At 72.6% G+C, this 16,642-nt stretch carries 15 protein-coding genes; 9 read left to right on the top strand and 6 right to left on the bottom strand.

The features are described from left to right. The first annotated feature begins 67 nt into the window (after positions 1–67). From ACZZ97_RS04655 to ACZZ97_RS04635, 5 genes are all read left to right on the top strand, one after another. Positions 68–1,399, top strand: coding sequence for a bifunctional o-acetylhomoserine/o-acetylserine sulfhydrylase (locus tag ACZZ97_RS04655; protein ID WP_463472412.1), 1,332 nt, complete (start codon positions 68–70; stop codon positions 1,397–1,399). A gap of 72 nt (positions 1,400–1,471) precedes the next feature. Next, a complete protein-coding gene (gene metX / locus ACZZ97_RS04650; RefSeq protein WP_314100936.1) occupies positions 1,472–2,680 on the top strand; it encodes a homoserine O-acetyltransferase MetX in 1,209 nt (402 codons plus the stop codon). Between the two features lie 214 nt (positions 2,681–2,894). After that, positions 2,895–4,052 (top strand): sensor histidine kinase, encoded by a 1,158-nt coding sequence (locus tag ACZZ97_RS04645; RefSeq protein WP_123546382.1) that lies wholly within the window; start codon positions 2,895–2,897, stop codon positions 4,050–4,052. Beyond that, entirely contained in the window at positions 4,049–5,308 is a 1,260-nt protein-coding gene (locus ACZZ97_RS04640; protein ID WP_463472411.1) for a hypothetical protein, read from the top strand. Before ACZZ97_RS04645 ends, ACZZ97_RS04640 begins: the two co-directional genes overlap by 4 nt. A gap of 79 nt (positions 5,309–5,387) precedes the next feature. Continuing rightward, positions 5,388–6,065 (top strand): response regulator transcription factor, encoded by a 678-nt coding sequence (locus ACZZ97_RS04635; RefSeq protein WP_123546384.1) that lies wholly within the window; start codon positions 5,388–5,390, stop codon positions 6,063–6,065. A 57-nt stretch (positions 6,066–6,122) separates the two neighbouring features. Here ACZZ97_RS04635 and ACZZ97_RS04630 read toward each other — a convergent pair whose 3' ends face one another. Beyond that, the gene (locus ACZZ97_RS04630) at positions 6,123–7,412 is read right to left on the bottom strand and encodes an MFS transporter (RefSeq protein ID WP_463472410.1); all 1,290 of its coding nucleotides are present in this window, start codon (positions 7,410–7,412) and stop codon (positions 6,123–6,125) included. A 342-nt stretch (positions 7,413–7,754) separates the two neighbouring features. Between ACZZ97_RS04630 and ACZZ97_RS04625 the strand changes: the two genes are divergently transcribed. Further along, entirely contained in the window at positions 7,755–8,768 is a 1,014-nt protein-coding gene (locus tag ACZZ97_RS04625; protein ID WP_463472409.1) for a hypothetical protein, read from the top strand. A gap of 171 nt (positions 8,769–8,939) precedes the next feature. Here ACZZ97_RS04625 and ACZZ97_RS04620 read toward each other — a convergent pair whose 3' ends face one another. From ACZZ97_RS04620 to ACZZ97_RS04610, 3 genes are all read right to left on the bottom strand, one after another. Next, positions 8,940–9,245 (bottom strand): hypothetical protein, encoded by a 306-nt coding sequence (locus ACZZ97_RS04620; protein WP_314100927.1) that lies wholly within the window; start codon positions 9,243–9,245, stop codon positions 8,940–8,942. Further along, positions 9,242–9,577 carry a thiamine-binding protein gene (locus ACZZ97_RS04615; protein WP_463472408.1) on the bottom strand — a complete coding sequence of 112 codons (336 nt, stop codon included), beginning with the start codon at positions 9,575–9,577 and terminating at the stop codon, positions 9,242–9,244. The genes ACZZ97_RS04620 and ACZZ97_RS04615 overlap by 4 nt, the downstream gene beginning before the upstream one ends. A 170-nt stretch (positions 9,578–9,747) precedes the next feature. Beyond that, positions 9,748–11,172 carry a glycosyltransferase 87 family protein gene (locus ACZZ97_RS04610; protein WP_463472407.1) on the bottom strand — a complete coding sequence of 475 codons (1,425 nt, stop codon included), beginning with the start codon at positions 11,170–11,172 and terminating at the stop codon, positions 9,748–9,750. A 79-nt stretch (positions 11,173–11,251) separates the two neighbouring features. On the opposite strand from ACZZ97_RS04610, the gene ACZZ97_RS04605 reads away from it, so the two are divergent. From ACZZ97_RS04605 to ACZZ97_RS04595, 3 genes are all read left to right on the top strand, one after another. Then, entirely contained in the window at positions 11,252–12,076 is an 825-nt protein-coding gene (locus ACZZ97_RS04605; RefSeq protein ID WP_463472406.1) for an ABC transporter substrate-binding protein, read from the top strand. Beyond that, positions 12,040–12,945, top strand: a complete 906-nt coding sequence (locus ACZZ97_RS04600) for an amino acid ABC transporter permease (protein ID WP_314100920.1) — start codon at positions 12,040–12,042, stop codon at positions 12,943–12,945. The genes ACZZ97_RS04605 and ACZZ97_RS04600 overlap by 37 nt, the downstream gene beginning before the upstream one ends. 113 nt (positions 12,946–13,058) lie before the next feature. Beyond that, the gene (locus tag ACZZ97_RS04595) at positions 13,059–13,781 is read left to right on the top strand and encodes an amino acid ABC transporter ATP-binding protein (RefSeq protein WP_463473760.1); all 723 of its coding nucleotides are present in this window, start codon (positions 13,059–13,061) and stop codon (positions 13,779–13,781) included. A gap of 45 nt (positions 13,782–13,826) precedes the next feature. On the opposite strand, the gene mmsB is transcribed toward ACZZ97_RS04595, so the two are convergent. Then, on the bottom strand, positions 13,827–14,981 hold the full coding sequence (gene mmsB, locus ACZZ97_RS04590; protein WP_463473759.1) for a multiple monosaccharide ABC transporter permease: 1,155 nt from the start codon (positions 14,979–14,981) through the stop codon (positions 13,827–13,829). A gap of 50 nt (positions 14,982–15,031) precedes the next feature. Next, positions 15,032–16,579 (bottom strand): multiple monosaccharide ABC transporter ATP-binding protein, encoded by a 1,548-nt coding sequence (mmsA, locus tag ACZZ97_RS04585; protein WP_209560566.1) that lies wholly within the window; start codon positions 16,577–16,579, stop codon positions 15,032–15,034. Positions 16,580–16,642: the final 63 nt, after the last annotated feature.

The raw sequence follows: 16,642 nt of genomic DNA, 5'->3' as shown, positions 1-16,642 counted from the left end.
ACCCGCCCCGCGCCTCCGTACCGTGGCTCGCACCCGCACCACCCCCGACCCGGACGAGGAGCACACCGTGAGCGCAGAGACGCCCGACTGGAAGTTCGAGACCCAGCAGATCCACGCCGGGGCACGACCCGACCCGACGACCCACGCCAGGGCGACGCCGATCTACAAGACGACCTCGTACGTGTTCCGCGACTCGCAGCACGCGCAGGACCTCTTCGCCCTCGCCGAGAACGGCAACATCTACTCGCGCATCATGAACCCCACCCACGACGTCGTCGAGCAGCGCATCGCGGCGCTCGAGGGCGGCGTCGGCGCGCTGCTCGTGGCGTCCGGCCAGGCAGCGTCGACCTTCGCGGTGCTCAACCTCGCCGAGGCAGGCGACCACATCGTCTCGTCGTCGTCGATCTACGGCGGCACGTACAACCTGTTCCGCTACACGCTCGCCAAGCTCGGCATCGAGACCACCTTCGTCGAGGACCAGGACGACGCCGACGAGTGGCGCCGAGCCGTCCGCCCGAACACGAAGCTCTTCTTCGCCGAGACGATCGGCAACCCGAAGATCAACGTCCTCGACATCGAGAAGGTCGCGGGCGTCGCGCACGCCGAGGGCGTGCCCCTGATCGTCGACAACACCATCGCGACCCCGTACCTGATCCGTCCGATCGAGCACGGGGCCGACGTCGTGGTGCACTCGGCCACGAAGTTCCTCGGCGGGCACGGAACCGTGATCGGCGGCTTCATCGTCGACGGCGGGCGGTTCCCGTGGAGCGCGAACGCCGAGCGCTTCCCCGGGCTCACCCAGCCCGACCCGTCGTACCACGGCGCCGTCTACACGCAGGCGGTGGGCGACGCCCTCGCCTACGTCATCAAGGCCCGCGTCCAGCTGCTCCGCGACCTGGGCGCCTCGAACAGCGCCGACAGCGCCTTCTCGCTGATCCAGGGCATCGAGACGCTGAGCCTCCGCATCGAGCGCCACGTCCAGAACGCCCAGGAGATCGCCGAGTGGCTCGACGCCCGGGACGACGTCGCCGCGGTCTGGTACGCCGGGCTGCCGACAAGCCCCTGGTACGCCGCCGCCAACAAGTACGCGCCGCGAGGGGTCGGCGCCGTGCTGTCGTTCGAGCTCAAGGGCGGCGTGGACGCCGGCCGGGCCCTCGTCGACGGGCTGCGCCTCTTCAGCCACCTCGCGAACATCGGCGACGTGCGGAGCCTCGTCATCCACCCTGCCTCGACGACGCACTCGCAGCTGACCCCCGAGCAGCAGCTCACGACGGGCGTGACCCCCGGGCTCGTCCGGCTCTCGGTCGGCCTCGAGAACGTGGACGACCTGAAGGCCGACCTCGAGGCCGGCTTCGCGGCCGCCCGCGCCGTCACGCAGGAGGCGCTGCGCACCTCCTGAGGTCGCACCGGGGAGGCGCGGCGGACGTAACAATCAGGCCGCGCCTCCTCGGGTCGAGCAGGATGGCAGCACATGGACTGGCAGAGCACCCCCGAGGACACCGTCCCGTCGAGCGTCGTCAGCGAGCGCACCCGCCTCGCAATGCTGGCCCGCCCGCCCGTCACCGGCGCGTGGCGCGACGGGGACGACCCGGGAGACCGCTCGTTCACGGCACTCGACCGGCTCGACCTCGAGAGCGGCACGGCCCTCGACCGCGTGCGCATCGCCTACGAGACCTGGGGCGAGCTCTCCCCCGCGCGCGACAACGCCGTGCTGCTGCTGCACGCACTGACGGGCGACAGCCACGTCGTCGGCCGGGCCGGCCCCGGCCACCGGACCGCGGGGTGGTGGGGCGGCGTCGTCGGCCCGGGCCTCGCCGTCGACACCGACCGCTGGTTCGTCGTCGCCCCCAACATGCTCGGCGGCTGCCAGGGCAGCACCGGCCCCTCGTCGTTCGGCCCCGACGCCGTCGAGTGGGGCTCGCGCTTCCCGCACCTGACGATCCGCGACCAGGTCGCCGCCCAGGCGGCCTTCTCGGACGAGCTCGGCATCGAGCGGTGGGCCGCCGTCGTCGGCGGCTCGATGGGCGGCATGCACGCCCTCGAGTGGGGCGTGACGTACCCCGACCGGGTCGAGCGGCTCGCCGTGCTGGCGGCCCCGCCCCTGGCGAGCGCCGACCAGATCGCCCTCAACACGGTCCAGACCGAGGCGATCCGGATGGACGCGGCCTTCGCGGGCGGCGACTTCTACGACGCCGTCGACGGCGAGGGTCCCTGGCGCGGCCTGGCCCTCGCCCGCCGCATGGCCCTGCTCAACTACCGGTCGCCGGAGGAGCTCGCGGCCCGCTTCGGGCGCGCCTGGCAGAGCGACATCTCGCCCCTGGGCGGCCCCGGCCGGTTCCAGGTCGAGAGCTGGCTCGACTTCCACGGCGCGAAGTTCACGCGCCGCTTCGACGCGGGCAGCTACGTCGCCCTGCTGGGGGCGATGAACTCGCACGACGTCGGCCGAGACCGAGGCGGCGTCGAGGAGGCGCTCGCGCGGGTCACGGCGCGCACGCTCGTGCTCGGGGTCGACAGCGACCGGCTCTTCCCCGCCCGTGACCAGCAGGCGATCGCCCGGCACCTGCCGAACGGCCTCGACGGCGGCGAGGCCGTCGTGATCACCAGCGAGTACGGGCACGACGGCTTCCTCATCGAGGACGACGCGGTCGGCCACCACCTCCGGCGCCTGCTGGCCAGCTGACCCGGCTCCCCGCACGGTCGAGGCGTCCCCTGACGGGTCCCCCGAACGGCCGACACGTCCCCCGTTCCGCGCCTGCCCGCGACACGAGCGATCCGCGCGGCCTCGGCGCGTCGCGCACGCCCGTGGGCCTCACAGGGCCTGCACATGTGGAAACATGAGGGGTCGCTGTCACCCGACAGACACGCATCACGTCGTCCGTACCCGTTGGATCACCATGGACATATTCGCCCAGGAACGCGATCGGCTCCTGAGCTCCACCACGCGCACCCTGGGCATCGCCTGCGCCGGGGTGTCGCTCGTGGCCCTGGCCTTCCCGGGCGTGACCGAGCCGGCTCACCTCGCCCTCGTGGCCGTGCTCGTGGCCGCTCTCGTCGCGGCCCTGGTCGTCGTCGGCCGGTCGGGCTCGCGCTGGGCCGTGCTCGGCGGCATGGCCGCCGGCCTCGCCGCCACGGTCGTGGCCCTGCTCCCGTTCGGGGCACCCGCCGACGCCGCCGTCGCGACGGCGGTCATCCCCCTCGCAGGAGGCGCCAACGCGTCGTTCGCGTTCGTCCTGTCCACGAGTCGCATCCGCGTCGTCACCGCCGTCGTCGCGTTCGCCGTCTCCGTCGCGTGCGTCTCGCTCGCCACGGGCTCCGTCCTCACCTTCCCCGTCGCGGCCGTCGTGCTCGGCTGGGTCCTCGTCTTCGTGGTCGGCGTCTGGCTCGGCCGCGCCGTCCCCCTCGCCGCCCGTCGCATCTACAGCATCGGCAACGCGCACCGTGCGGAGCGCCAGGCGAGCGAGACGGAGGCGCAGCGCCGGCAGGGCGCGCGCCTCCTGCACGACACCGTCCTCGCGACCCTGACGCTGCTCGCCCACTCGGGCGTGGGCGTCACCCCGGAGGCGCTCCAGGCGCAGGCGGCGGAGGACGCGCGCCTGCTGCGTCACCTCCGCCTCGGCGGGACGCCCCAGCCGCAGGCGTCGGGCGAGTACACCCTCGAGACCGTCGAGGAGTCGCCCCTCGGGCAGACGCTCGAGTCGGTCAAGCAGCGCTTCGGCCGAATGGGCCTCGAGGTCAGCTGGCACGGCACCGGCCAGGTGCTGCTGCCGACGCACGTGCTCGACGCGTTCCTGCTCGCCCTCGCCGAGTGCCTCGAGAACGTGCGGCGCCACGCCGGCGTCACCGAGGCGCACGTGACGATCATCCACGACGACTCCATGGTCCGCGCGATGGTGACCGACGCCGGCGTCGGCTTCGAGCTGAACGGCGTGAGCGAGGAGCGCCTCGGCTTCAAGGAGTCCGTCGTCGGCCGCCTGCGCGAGGTGGGCGGCAGCGCGCGGCTCTTCTCGTCGCCGGGCTCCGGCACCACCGTCGTCCTGGAGGCGCCACGATGAGCATCGACGAGAACACCCTCGGGGTGCAGCGCGGTCGCCGGGCCGCCCGCGGCCTGCCGATCGGGTCGACCGGCGCACGGTCGCTGCGCCAGGCCCGAGCGGCCGGCGCGACCCTCGGCACCGGCTACCTGGGGCTCGGCGCCGCCGTGGTCGCCGCCGTGCAGGCCGTCTACGGCCTCGTCTTCTTCCTCAACCACCTGAGCGACTACCCGATGGTCGCGCCGGCGCTCGTGGCCTGGCTGCTCTACATCGCCGCCTTCGTCGGCACGGCCGCCCTCGTCACGATCCGGGGCGAGCGCCTCACCGGCGGGGTCTTCGCCGTCATCGGCGGGATCATGGTCCTCGTCGTCGCCCTCGACTTCATCGCGATCTGGCCGCTGCACGACGTCGGCGCCTACGCGACGGCCAGCGTTGCCGTCGGGTTCGGCCTGCTGCCGGTCGTGACGCTGAGACCGGCCCGCGAGATCGTCGTCGCCGTCGCCGTCCTCCTGGTCGGCTTCGTCGCGATGGTCGTGGCGTCGACCCCCCTCACCCCCGACTCCGTGCCCCAGCAGATCTCGATCGTCGCGCTCGCCGTGCTGCCGGGCGCCGTCGCCGTCTCGGTGGTGCAGCGGTTCCGACGGATGGTGCAGGTCGAGCTCGACCGCGTGCTCGTCCAGAGCAACGTCTCGCAGCCCCGCTTCGCGGTGGGGATGCTCGCGAGCGACGAGCTCGCCCGCCTCGACCTCGCCGCCGAGAAGCTGCTCGACGGCGTCGCCGGCGGCGACGTGCCGCTCCCCCTCGCACCCAAGGTTGCCTCGCAGGCCGCGTCGCTCGCGACCGAGCTGCGGCTGCACCTCATCGAGGGCCGCCGCGAGACCTGGCTGCACCACGCCGTCACCGAGTCCGAGTACCTCGGGCGCTCGGTGACGCTCGTCGACCCGTCGTCGCTCGCCGGGCTGCTCGCGCCGCCGCAGCGCGACGGGCTCCTGCAGGCCGTGTGGCTCCTCCTCGGCGACTCCAAGACCAGGGCGCCGAGCGCCGCGATCACGCTGACCCTCGGCCCCGTGGCCGCCGTCACGCAGTCCATCGCCTCCCTGGCCGGCCGCAGCGTCGAGGTCCCGATCGTCGTGTCGACCACCGGCATCCGGCGCAACCGGGTCACCCCCGCCACGTGGAGCGCCCTCGAGCGCGTCGGCGAGTACTCGGCCTCGACGCACGAGTCCAGCCTCCGGCTGCGCATCCACTGCATCGTCGACAACCCCGCCGAGTCGTGACCGCACGCGACAGGGCTGTCTGCAGCTCGACCAGTCCGTCTAGCATGGACACCACCTCCTCAGAAAGAAGGACCGCCCCGTGACGACTCCCGACGACCGCATCCGTCTGGCCCTGGTCGACGACCACAAGATGCTCCTCGGTGCCCTGAGCGAGTGGATCCGGGGCGCGGCCAGCGACATCTCCATGGTCGCCGCCGTCGCGTCCTGGCCCGAGCTGCTCACCCACCCTGAGTTCCCCGTCGACGTCGTGCTGCTCGACCTCGACCTCAAGGACAACATCCCGATCTCGCTCAAGATCAACACCCTGAAGACGACCGGCGTGAAGACCGTGCTGATGAGCACCTACTCCGAGCCCAACGTCGTCCGCGAGGCCCTCGCCGCCGGGGCGCTCGGCTACCTCGTCAAGAGCGAGGACGCCGAGATGATCGTCGAGGCGATCCGGGCCGCCGCCAAGGGCGAGTCGTACATCTCGGCCGAGCTCGACCTCGCGCTCAACGCCGCCGAGATCGGCGGGGTGCCGAAGCTCAGCGCGCAGGAGCGCCGCGTCATGGCCCTCTACGGCGGCGGCGAGCCGGTCAAGGCCGTCGCCTACCAGCTCGGCATCAGCGAGGAGACGGCGAAGAGCTACCTCAAGCGCATCCGCGAGAAGTACCGCGTGGCCGGCTACGACGTCGGCACCAAGGTGGCCCTGCGGAAGCGAGCCATCACGGACGGCATCCTGCTGCAGACCGACATGCCGGCGCAGACCAGCTTCTAGCCACGACGTGACGACGGCCCGGCCCCCTCGAGGGTGCCGGGCCGTCGTCGTCGGCCGCTAGCGCCCCTGCACCACGAAGACGGACCCGGTGTCGGTGTCCTCCTTGTGGTCGGCCTCGCTGGCGGCGGCGCAGAGCGCGGCCTGACGCGCGTCGCCCGACCTCTGCAGCCGGAAGCTGATCACGGTGAGCACGACGCCGACGAGCGCCAGCGCCACGCCGACCCAGCCCGGGGCGGCGAAGCCGAAGCCCGCCGCGATGACGGCCCCGCCGAGGTAGGCGCCCGCGCTGTTGCCGAGGTTCATCGACGAGTGGTTCAGCGCGGCGCCGATCACCTGGCTCTCGCCGGCCACCTCCATCAGGCGCGACTGGACCGACGGCCCGATCATCGAGCTGACGAGCCCGAGGAAGAACGTGGTCACGAAGATGCCCACGATGCCGTCGACCGACAGCGCGTACGCGACGAGTGCGGTGATCAGCCCGACGAACCCGACCGTGAGCGCGGCCTTGAGGTTCTTGTCGCTGGCCCAGCCGCCGATCACGTTGCCGATGGTCATGCCCACGCCGACCCCGACGAGCACCCACGGCACGACGCTCTCGTCGACGCCCGCGCCCTCGGTCACCGCGTTGGCGATGTAGCTGTAGACGGCGAAGAACCCGCCGAAGCCGATGGCGCCGATGCCCATGACGAGCCACACCTGGGGCTTCTTGAAGGCGCTCAGCTCCCGGCGCATCGAGGCGGACGAGTCGCCCTCCATCCGCGGCACGGCGAGCGCGACGGCGACGAAGGTGAGCGCGAAGATCGCGGCGACGGCGAGGTAGGCGGCGCGCCAGCCCTGAGCCTGGCCGAGGGCCGTGATGGACGGGACGCCGATGACGTTCGCGATCGTCAGGCCGCTGAGCACGAGGGCGACGCCCTTGCCCCGGTTGCCGGGGCCCATGATGGTGGCCGCGACGATGGAGGCGATGCCGAAGTAGGCGCCGTGGGGCAGGCCCGCGAAGAAGCGCGCCCCGAGCACCCAGCCGAACGTCGGCAGCACCGCCGACAGCACCGTGCCGACCACGAACAGGGCGAGGAGCCCCATCAGCAGCTTCTTCTTCGGCAGGTGCGACGACATCGCCGCGATGGTCGGGGCGCCGACGACGACGCCGAGCGCGTAGGCGCTGACGAGCCAGCCCGCCTGGGCGATGCCCTCGTCGGACGACCGCGCGTAGAGGCCGGGCAGCAGGTCCTGCGCGATGTTCGGCAGCAGGCCCATGGCCACGAACTCGGTCGAGCCGATGCCGAACCCGCCGAGCGCGAGGGCGATCAGGGCGAGGGTCTTGCGACGGGTGGTGAGGACGATCACGGGCGGCTGCCTCCAGGTCGAGGGGCGAGGTGCGGATGCGGTGGGGCAGGGTGCTCGCCGTCGAGCTCGTGCGCTGCGGGCCCGCGCACGCGATCGCATCGATTCGATGACCCCGGACGGACCCGAGCGACGAGTCTACGGGCAGCAGGCGCGACCTGCCCCGCCTCTTCCGCGAGGTGCCGGACGAGCGATCGCGTACCCGTCGGTATCGATTCGGACACGACGTCTCCGTCTCGGCCCGCCGGGCCGCTCCCCTGCCCTAGTGTCTGGTCGTCCACCTCGGTGCCGATCCGCGGCGCGGGAGGACGAGACCCCCGACCACTCCTCCCCCGAACGGACCCCGTGAAGATCACGAAGCCCCTCGCCCTCGCCGTCGCGACCCTCGCCGCCGGCAGCTCCCTCCTCCTCTCGTCCGGCGCTGCCTCCGCCGCCGGCGCCGACGCCGACGCCGACGCGACCACGCAGTACGTCAACGACGTCGCTCAGATCCAGGACTACGACTTCGGCGGCCAGGTGGCCGCGGGCACGTGGGTGGCCGACATCGAGTCCACCACGAAGGAGGACGCCTTCACGTTCGGCCCCGACGGCCTCTCGACCGACGGCACGACCGGTGCGTACCTGCTCACCGGCACCCGCGCCTCGGTGCCCGTCGCATCGCTCGCGGAGCTCATCGCCGAGGCCGACTTCGTCTCGACCGGCACGGCGAAGTTCGGCTTCGTCATCCAGACCGACGGCCCGGACCTGCGCTTCAGCACGGCCACGGGCACGACGGGGCTGGAGGCAGACGCCACCTACGGTCTCGGCACCTCGGACGGCGGCGCGATGACCGCCGACCAGATCGAGGAGGACTACGCCGGCACGGACGCGACCGTCAGCGCCTACGGGTTCCTCCTCAGCTACCCGGAGCGCACCCCCGCGACCGTGTCCAGCATCACGGTCGACGGCGTCACCACGCGCTTCACGCCCACCCCGACCTTCACGGTCGCCCCCGGCACCGTCCCCGCCGCGGCCCTCCGCACCACGGGCGTCGCCGTCTCCGCCACCGGCTTCCTGCCCGGTGAGACCGTCTCGACGGGCTACGGCACCGGCCGCACCGGGAACGCGCTCGACACCACGTTCGTCGCCGACGCTGACGGCGCCGTCACCGGGACCCTCGTCGTCCCCGCCGACGCCGCGGGAGGCGACTACACGCTGACGCTCCTCGGCACGACCTCGGCGCTCCGCCTGCAGGCGGCCCTCGTCGTCACGGCCGACCCTGCGGCCCCTGCTCCGGCAGCTCCCGCCGCGGGTGCTGCGCCCTCGGCCGTCGCCCCGGTCGCGACGCCCGTCCGGGCCACCGCCTCCTTCACCGGCTGACGCGACCCGCGCCCGGTGGCACGCCTGTCGAGCCGCTCGCGACCCCCTGTCCTCCTCGAGGGCAGGGGGTCTCGTCGTCCGCCCGAGGAGCTGTCCGCCCAGGACAGGCCCTGGCCGAGGGTCTGCTCCCGACCGCGCGCACCAGCAGGTCTCCCCCTCACGGGCCGACCCTCACCGGCGCGCGGCCGCCATCGCTCGGCGATACCAAGCCGGGAGGAGGAACGGGGGCAGCATGAAGGCCCCGACGACGCCGAAGAGGCCCACGCCCATCCCGACGAGCTGGAGGACTCCCCCGACCGACTCGTTCCCCGCGACGCCGATCATGCCGCCGCTCCCCGCCACGATGATCCCGAGACCCGCCCACGCGACGCCGAACGGCCAGTGCAGGAACGTGTGCGTCGACCAGCTCCGCCAGACGCCGCTGTAGGCGAGCAGGCCCACGACGAGGAGCACGACCCCCGGTGGGACGAGCGTCACGAGGCGTGCTGACCCAGCGCCTGCTCGAGCCGCTCGACCTTGCCGTCGAGCTCGCCGGTGCGGCCCGGGCGGATGTCGGCCTTCAGCACCAACGAGACGCGCGTGCCGTAGCGGCCGACCGCCTCCGTCGCTCGCTTGACGACGTCCATGACCTCGTCCCACTCCCCCTCGATCTCGGTGAACATCGAGGAGGTGCGGTTCGGCAGCCCGGACGCGCGCACGACCGCGACGGCCGCGGCCACCGCCTCGTGCACCGAGTCGCCGTGCGCCTCGGGGTCGAGGGACCCGGCGGACGAGCCGCCGCTGGGAGACACGGAGAAGGCGACGATCATGCGGTCATCCTCGCACCGTCAGGGCCGGGACGGCACCCTGCGCCCTGGACACCCGTAATTTGAGAGGGATGCAGGCGTCCGAGGCCAGTTCTGCCTGCTCCACGTGACTCGCGAGAGCGGATCCGTCTCGCTTTGCGGCGGCAGCTCGGAAATGCCGACCGGCGAGCCTCCTATACGTGGATATCCGGGTGCGGCGTGGCACGCCCGGCCTGATCTGTCGGGTTCTGCAGCGTTCTGGCTGCCTCAGCTGGATCCCCTGCCCGCCCAGACGACCCGGCCCGCGCCGACGACCCGACGCGCCACAGCTGCACGAGCGCGACGACGAGCAGCGCCACCTCGCCGAGGTTCCGCACGGTGATGAGCACGAGCATCCACGGCTCGACGCCGAGCAGGGCCTGGTACTCCCACGGGTAGATCACCTGCGTGAGCGCGGCGATCCCCACGGCCAGCACCGCCGGCACCGCCGCGGCAGGCACGGCACGGGCAGGCCCGGCCGCAGCAGACCCACCCGCCGCCGCCGCGCCCCCGCGCCGCGCCAGCACGAGCCAGAGCACCACCGGCGGCGCGAGCCAGGAGACGAACTGCGGCGAGCCGACCTTGTTCGTGACGATGAGGGCCGTGACGAAGGCCAGCGACAGGGGCGCGAGCAGGTTCACGGCCGACGCGCCCCTCCGCACGGCGCGCAGCCCCAGCAGCAGCACGAGCAGCACGACGAGCCCCATGAGCACGGTCGTGAGGCGAGCCGCGGTGCCCACCCCGTCGCCCTCGACCTGGTACGTGAGGATCTGGTGGTCGTAGTAGACGAACGCCCCCGGGATCCCGGCGGCGGCCCGCCACAGCCAGGCGGTGGCGGTGGGCGACTCGACCTGCAGCCCGCGACCGGCCTGCTCCCCCACGAAGCCGAGCACGGTGGCCCCGCTGCCGAGCACGAGCGAGATCGCGACCACGGTGACGGTCGTCGCGACGGCGCCCACGACCACGTCGCGCCGGGCCCGGCCGCGCAGGGCCACGACGGCGGCGACGACGAGGGCGGCCGGCCACACCTTGATCCACGCGGCGACCGTCAGCAGCACGGACGCGGCCGTCGGCCGCGACGAGAGCAGCAGCAGCCCGACGATCGCGAACGGCACGGTGACCGCATCGATGCGCCCGACGGCGATCGGCCCGAGCGCGAGCAGGAACAGCAGCCACCACCAGGCCGGTGCGACGTGCCGCCGCCCGCGCAGCCCGCCGGTCAGCACCGCGAACGCGCCGGCGTCCAGGAGCAGCACGATCGTCAGCCAGGCCTGGCCGTAGTGGGCGTCGCCGCCGACGCGGGCGAGCAGCATGGGCACGGCGGCGAGCAGCGGGTAGACCCACGGCCGGTCCACGCCCACCCAGTCGCCGCCTCCCACGCCCTGCTGCATCCAGGTGCGGTAGACGCTCCACACGTCGCCCATCGGCTGGTTCGGCCCGGTGAGCGCCGCGTGGCCGACGACGAGGTGGACGATCACGAACGCCGACCAGAGCACGGCCGGGTGGGCCGCGACGCGTGCGGGCAGGCGGCGGGAGGCGCCGTCCGCGCCGGGTGCACGAGGAGGTGCGGCGACGGTCATGCGGGCAAGGCTAGCCGTCCGGCGTCACACGAGGCCTCGGTGCCGCCGCGCGGGACCGCGGACGGATATCCTGCCCCTCATGCCCCGCACCCGTCCCCGTCTCGCGGCCGCCGCCGTCTCCGTCGTCGCCGCCGTCGCCTCCCTGTCGGCCTGCGCCCCCACGTCCGGCTCCGGCGGGTCCGGCGACGGCCTCGTCACCGAGGGCAAGCTGACCGTCGCGACCGGCGAGCCGGCCTACAGCCCGTGGGTCGAGGACGACGACCCGACCACCGGCCAGGGCTTCGAGGCCGCGCTCGCGTACGCCGTGGCCGACCAGCTCGGCTACGCCGAGGACGACGTCGTCTGGGTGCGCTCGACCTTCGACGAGGCGATCGCGCCCGGCCCCAAGACGTTCGACCTGAACCTGCAGCAGTTCTCGATCACCGAGCAGCGCGCGAAGGCCGTCGACTTCTCGTCGCCGTACTACGAGACGCGCCAGGCCGTCGTCACCCTGCCCGGCAGCGCGGCCGAGGGCGCGACGAGCGTCACCGACCTGCAGGGCCTCGCCATCGGCGCCCAGAGCGGCACGACCAGCTTCACCGCGGCGGAGAAGGTCATCGACCCCGAGGGGGGCGTCCAGGCGTACAACTCCAACGACGACGCCAAGGCGGCGCTCGAGGCCGGCCAGGTCGACGCGATCGTGCTCGACGTGCCGACCGCCACCTACTTCGTCGAGGGCGGCGTCGTGCTCGGCCAGCTCGCCGCCGAGGACGGCGCGAGCGACGAGCTCGGCATCGTCCTCCCGCTCGGCAGCGCGCTCACCGGCGACGTCACCGACGCGGTCGACGCCCTGCGCGCCGACGGCACCCTCGACCAGCTGCAGCAGGAGTGGCTGGCCGACTACGACGTGACGGAGCTGTCGTAGCCCGCACCGCGCTCGCGGTCGACGCCCACCCCGTCAGCGACCTCGAGCTCGGCCGGCGCGCTTTCCGGCGTCGGCAGTCGGGGCGCTCGGTCGCGATCGCCGCCGTCAGCACGATCGCCTTCGCGGCCCTGGCCTGGTGGGCCGTCACGAGCACGCCCGGCTGGGACAGGGTGCGCTTCAGCTTCTTCGACGGCCCCACCCTCGTCGCCGCCTGGCCGCGGGTGCTCGAGGGACTCTGGCTGAACGTGCGGGTGCTCGTCGTGGCGCTGGTCGGCGTCGCCGTGCTCGCGACCCTGCTCTCGGCCCTCCGCACGCTGCGCGGCCCCGTCTTCTTCCCGGTGCGCGCCCTGGTGCGCGGCTACACGGACCTGTTCCGCGGCCTGCCGCTGATCATCGTGCTCTACCTCGTCGGCTTCGGGGTGCCCGGGCTCGGCCTCGGCATCCCCCGCCTGCCCGCGGAGGTCTGGGGCACGGTCGCGCTCGTGCTCACCTACTCGGCCTACGTCAGCGAGGTCATCCGCGCCGGGCTCGACGCCGTGCACCCGTCCCAACGGCTGGCCGCCCGCTCGCTCGGCCTCAGCCACGCCGCGACGCTGCGGCTGGTCGTGTTCCCCCAGGCGATCCGCAAGGTCACGCCGGCCCTGATGAACGACGTCGTCTCGATGCAGAAGGACGTGGGGCTCATCTCCGTTCTCGGCGCCGTCGACGCCGTGCGCGCCGCCCAGATCGAGACCGCGACGGCCGCGAACTTCACGCCCTACGTGCTCGCCGGGCTGCTCTTCGTGCTGCTGGCCCTGCCGACGGTCTGGCTGACCGACTGGCTGTCGGCCCGCCTCCGTCGTCGTGAACAAGCCGGGAGCGTCGTGTGAACGAGCAGAGCGACGGCCACGGTCAGGCACGCGGGCACGGGCACGGGCACGGCCACGGCGAGCCGGGGGCCGACCCGACCGCAGGAGGCGCGGCGCAGTCCGCCGAGGTCGTCCTGCGCCTCGAGGGCGTGCGCAAGTCGTTCGGCGGCACCACCGTGCTCGACGGCATCGACCTCGACGTGGCCCGCGACGAGGTCGTCGCCCTGATCGGCGCGAGCGGGTCGGGCAAGTCGACGCTGCTGCGCACGGTGAACCTGCTCGAGCAGGTCGACGACGGGCGCATCGTGCTCGGCGGCGAGGACATCACCGATCCGCGGGTGCGGGTCGACGCCGTCCGGGCCCGCATCGGCGTCGTGTTCCAGCACTACAACCTGTTCCCGCACCTCACGGTCCTCGACAACGTCTCGCTGGCCAGCCGCCACGTGCTGCGGCGCCCCCGGGCCGAGGCCGAGGCGCGGGCCCTCGAGCTGCTCGAGCGCGTCGGGCTCGGCGACAAGGCCCGGGCCTACCCCGACCGCCTGTCGGGCGGCCAGCAGCAGCGCGTCGCGATCGCGCGGGCCCTCGCCCCGAGGCCCGCCGTGCTGCTGCTCGACGAGGTGACGAGCGCCCTCGACCCCGAGCTCGTGGGCGAGGTGCTCGACCTCGTCCGCACGCTCAAGGAGGTGGGGACCACCATCCTGATGGCGACCCACGAGATGGCGTTCGCCCGCGACGTCGCGGATCGGGTGGTGTTCCTCGACGCCGGCCGCATCGCCGAGCAGGGCCCGCCGGCCCAGCTCTTCGGGTCGCCGCGCACCGAGCGGGCGAGGGAGTTCCTCGCCCGCGTCTCGGGCTGAGGCGCCGGCGACCCTGTCGAGACCGCCGGCGCCCCCCGTCCGACCTCAGTGGCGCCGGCGCTTGCTGTACACGTCGAACGCGACGGCGAGCAACAGCACGAGCCCCTTGATGACCTGCTGCCACGCGGCGTCGACCGAGAGGATCGACAGGCCCTGGTTGAGCACGCCCATCACGAGGCCGCCGATCACGGCCCCGACGACGGTGCCGATGCCGCCCTGCACGGCGGCGCCGCCGATGAACACGGCCGCGATCGCGTCGAGCTCGAAGCTCTGGCCCGCCGAGGCGACCGCACTGCCGGCGCGGGCCGTGCTGACGACGCCGGCGAGCCCGGCGAGCAGGCCCATGTTGACGAAGATGCCGAAGGTGACCCACTTCGTCTTCACGCCCGACATCATCGCCGCGTAGAGGTTGCCGCCCATGGCGTAGACGTGTCGGCCGAAGACGGTGCGCGTGAGCAGGAACGAGTACAGCAGCACGAGCGTCGCCAGGATGATCAGGATGATCGGCGTCCCGCGGTTGTAGGCCAGCAGGTAGCAGAGGTACATGATCGCGGCGACGGCGATGGCGATCTTCAGCACGAACGAGACCGCCCGCTCGCGGGGCAGCTCGAGGCGCCGCAGGTTCGCCCGGGCGCGCAGCTGCTGGGCGACGAGGCCCGCCGAGGCGAGCAGGCCGATGCCGAGCGTGAAGAGGTCGGGCTGGCCGGTCGTCGGCAGCGTTCCCGAGCCGATCGAGTTGAAGGCGCGGGGAAGGCCGCTGATGGTGCCGCCGGTGAGCAGCACGAGGGCCACGCCGCGGAACACCAGCATGCCGGCGAGCGTGACGATGAACGCCGGGATGCCGACGAAGGCGATCCAGAAGCCCTGCCACGCCCCGATCAGCGCGCCGACGAGCAGCGACAGCGCGACGGCCACGCCCCAGGGAAGCCCCCAGTCGTTCATGGCCAGCGCGGCGACGGCGCCCACCGTGGCGACGACCGAGCCGACCGAGAGGTCGATGTGCCCGGCGATGATCACGATCACCATGCCGATCGCGAGGATCAGCACGTAGGCGTTCTGCTGGATCAGGTTGCTGACGTTGCCGGGGTAGAGCAGTCGGCCCTCGGTCAGCACCTGGAACAGCAGCACGATGACGAGCAGCGCGGCGAGGATGCCGTACTGCCGCATGTCGATGCGCAGGCGCCGCTTGGAGCCCGGCATCGGCCCGGACGCAGGAGGCGGTGCGGACGGACGAGGAGGTGCGGTGGTGGTCACGAGGCTTCTGCTCCTAGGTTCCTGGTCGCGGTCATGTGGCGCATCAGCTCTTCCTGGCTGGCGTCGGCGCGCGAGAGCTCGGCCGTGAGCCGCCCCTCCGCGATGGTGTAGATGCGGTCCGACAGGCCGATCAGCTCGGGGAGCTCGCTCGAGATGACGATGACCGCCTTCCCCTGGGCGGCCATCTCGGCGATGATCCCGTAGATCTCGTACTTCGCCCCGACGTCGATGCCCCGGGTGGGCTCGTCGAGGATGAGCACGTCGGGGCCCGAGTAGATCCACTTGCTCAGGACGACCTTCTGCTGGTTGCCGCCGGAGAGGTTGCCCACGACCGACGAGACCGACGGGGTCTTGATGTTCATCTGTCGGCGGTAGTCGTCCGCCACGGCGTACTCGCGGTTGCGGTCGATGACGCCGAGCCGGGCGAGCTTGCCGAGCGCGGCCGCGGAGACGTTGACCGTGATGCTGCCGATCAGGTTCAGGCCGTAGCGCTTCCTGTCCTCGGTGACGTAGGCGATCCCGTTCTTGATCGCCTCGCCGACGGTGCGCGTCTGGATCTCGACTCCGTCCTTGTAGACGCGGCCCGAGATGTCGCTGCCGTACGAGCGCCCGAACAGGCTCATCGCGAGCTCGGTGCGCCCTGCCCCCATCAGGCCCGCGAAGCCGACGATCTCGCCGGCCCGCACCGTGAAGGAGGCGTCGTCGACGACCACGCGGTCGGCGTCGACCGGGTGGTGCACGGTCCAGTTCTCGACGCGCAGCTTCTCGGCGCCGATGTCGGGCACCCGCGGCGGGAACTGGCTGTCGAGCGGGCGACCGACCATGGCGCGGATGATGCGCGTCTCGATCTCCGGGGTGTCCTCGACCGCGAACGCCTCGATCGTCTTCCCGTCTCGGATGACCGTGACGGTGTCGGCGATCGCCCGGATCTCGCCGAGCTTGTGGCTGATGATGATCGCCGTGATGCCCTGGTCGCGCAGCTGGTCGATCAGGCCCAGCAGGTGCGCCGAGTCGTCGTCGTTGAGCGCCGCCGTCGGCTCGTCCAGGATCAGCAGCTTCACCTCCTTCGAGAGCGCCTTCGCGATCTCGACGAGCTGCTGCTTGCCGACGCCGAGCTCGAGCACCTTGGTGACCGGGCTCTCGGCGAGGCCGACCCTCTGGAGCAGGGCCGCCGCCTCCAGGTTGGTGCGGTTCCAGTCGATGACGCCGCCGCGCTGCACCTCGTTGCCGAGGAAGATGTTCTCGGCGATCGAGAGGAACGGGCTGAGCGCGAGCTCCTGGTGGATGATCACCACGCCGTCGCGCTCGCTGTCGTTGATCGACGAATAGCGGACGGGCCGGCCGTCGAGCTCGATCACGCCGCCGAAGCTGCCGTGCGGGTACACGCCCGACAGCACCTTCATCAGCGTCGACTTGCCCGCGCCGTTCTCGCCGCAGATCGCGTGCACCTCGCCGCGCCGCACGCTGACGGAGACTCCGTCGAGCGCGCGGACGCCGCTGAACTCCTTGACGATGTCGGTCATCTGGAGGATGACGTCGTCCATGTGGTCCTCGTTCCGTTCAGGGGTGACGGAGCCGGCGGCGGCCCCGTGGGGACCGCCGCCGGC

This window comes from Frigoribacterium sp. AC512 (assembly GCF_979258295.1).
Note: the sequence above shows the minus strand (reverse complement) of the source record. Positions and strands in the feature narration are given on the sequence as shown.

Excerpts from the sequence above, each read along its gene's own strand:
- mmsB (WP_463473759.1), bottom strand. The coding sequence starts at position 14,981 with ATGCCGGGCTCCAAGCGGCGCCTGCGCATCGACATGCGGCAGTACGGC.
- metX (WP_314100936.1), top strand. The coding sequence starts at position 1,472 with ATGGACTGGCAGAGCACCCCCGAGGACACCGTCCCGTCGAGCGTCGTC.
- ACZZ97_RS04640 (WP_463472411.1), top strand. The coding sequence starts at position 4,049 with ATGAGCATCGACGAGAACACCCTCGGGGTGCAGCGCGGTCGCCGGGCC.
- ACZZ97_RS04615 (WP_463472408.1), bottom strand. The coding sequence starts at position 9,577 with ATGATCGTCGCCTTCTCCGTGTCTCCCAGCGGCGGCTCGTCCGCCGGG.
- ACZZ97_RS04605 (WP_463472406.1), top strand. The coding sequence starts at position 11,252 with ATGCCCCGCACCCGTCCCCGTCTCGCGGCCGCCGCCGTCTCCGTCGTC.
- ACZZ97_RS04645 (WP_123546382.1), top strand. The coding sequence starts at position 2,895 with ATGGACATATTCGCCCAGGAACGCGATCGGCTCCTGAGCTCCACCACG.
- mmsA (WP_209560566.1), bottom strand. The coding sequence starts at position 16,579 with ATGGACGACGTCATCCTCCAGATGACCGACATCGTCAAGGAGTTCAGC.
- ACZZ97_RS04610 (WP_463472407.1), bottom strand. The coding sequence starts at position 11,172 with ATGACCGTCGCCGCACCTCCTCGTGCACCCGGCGCGGACGGCGCCTCC.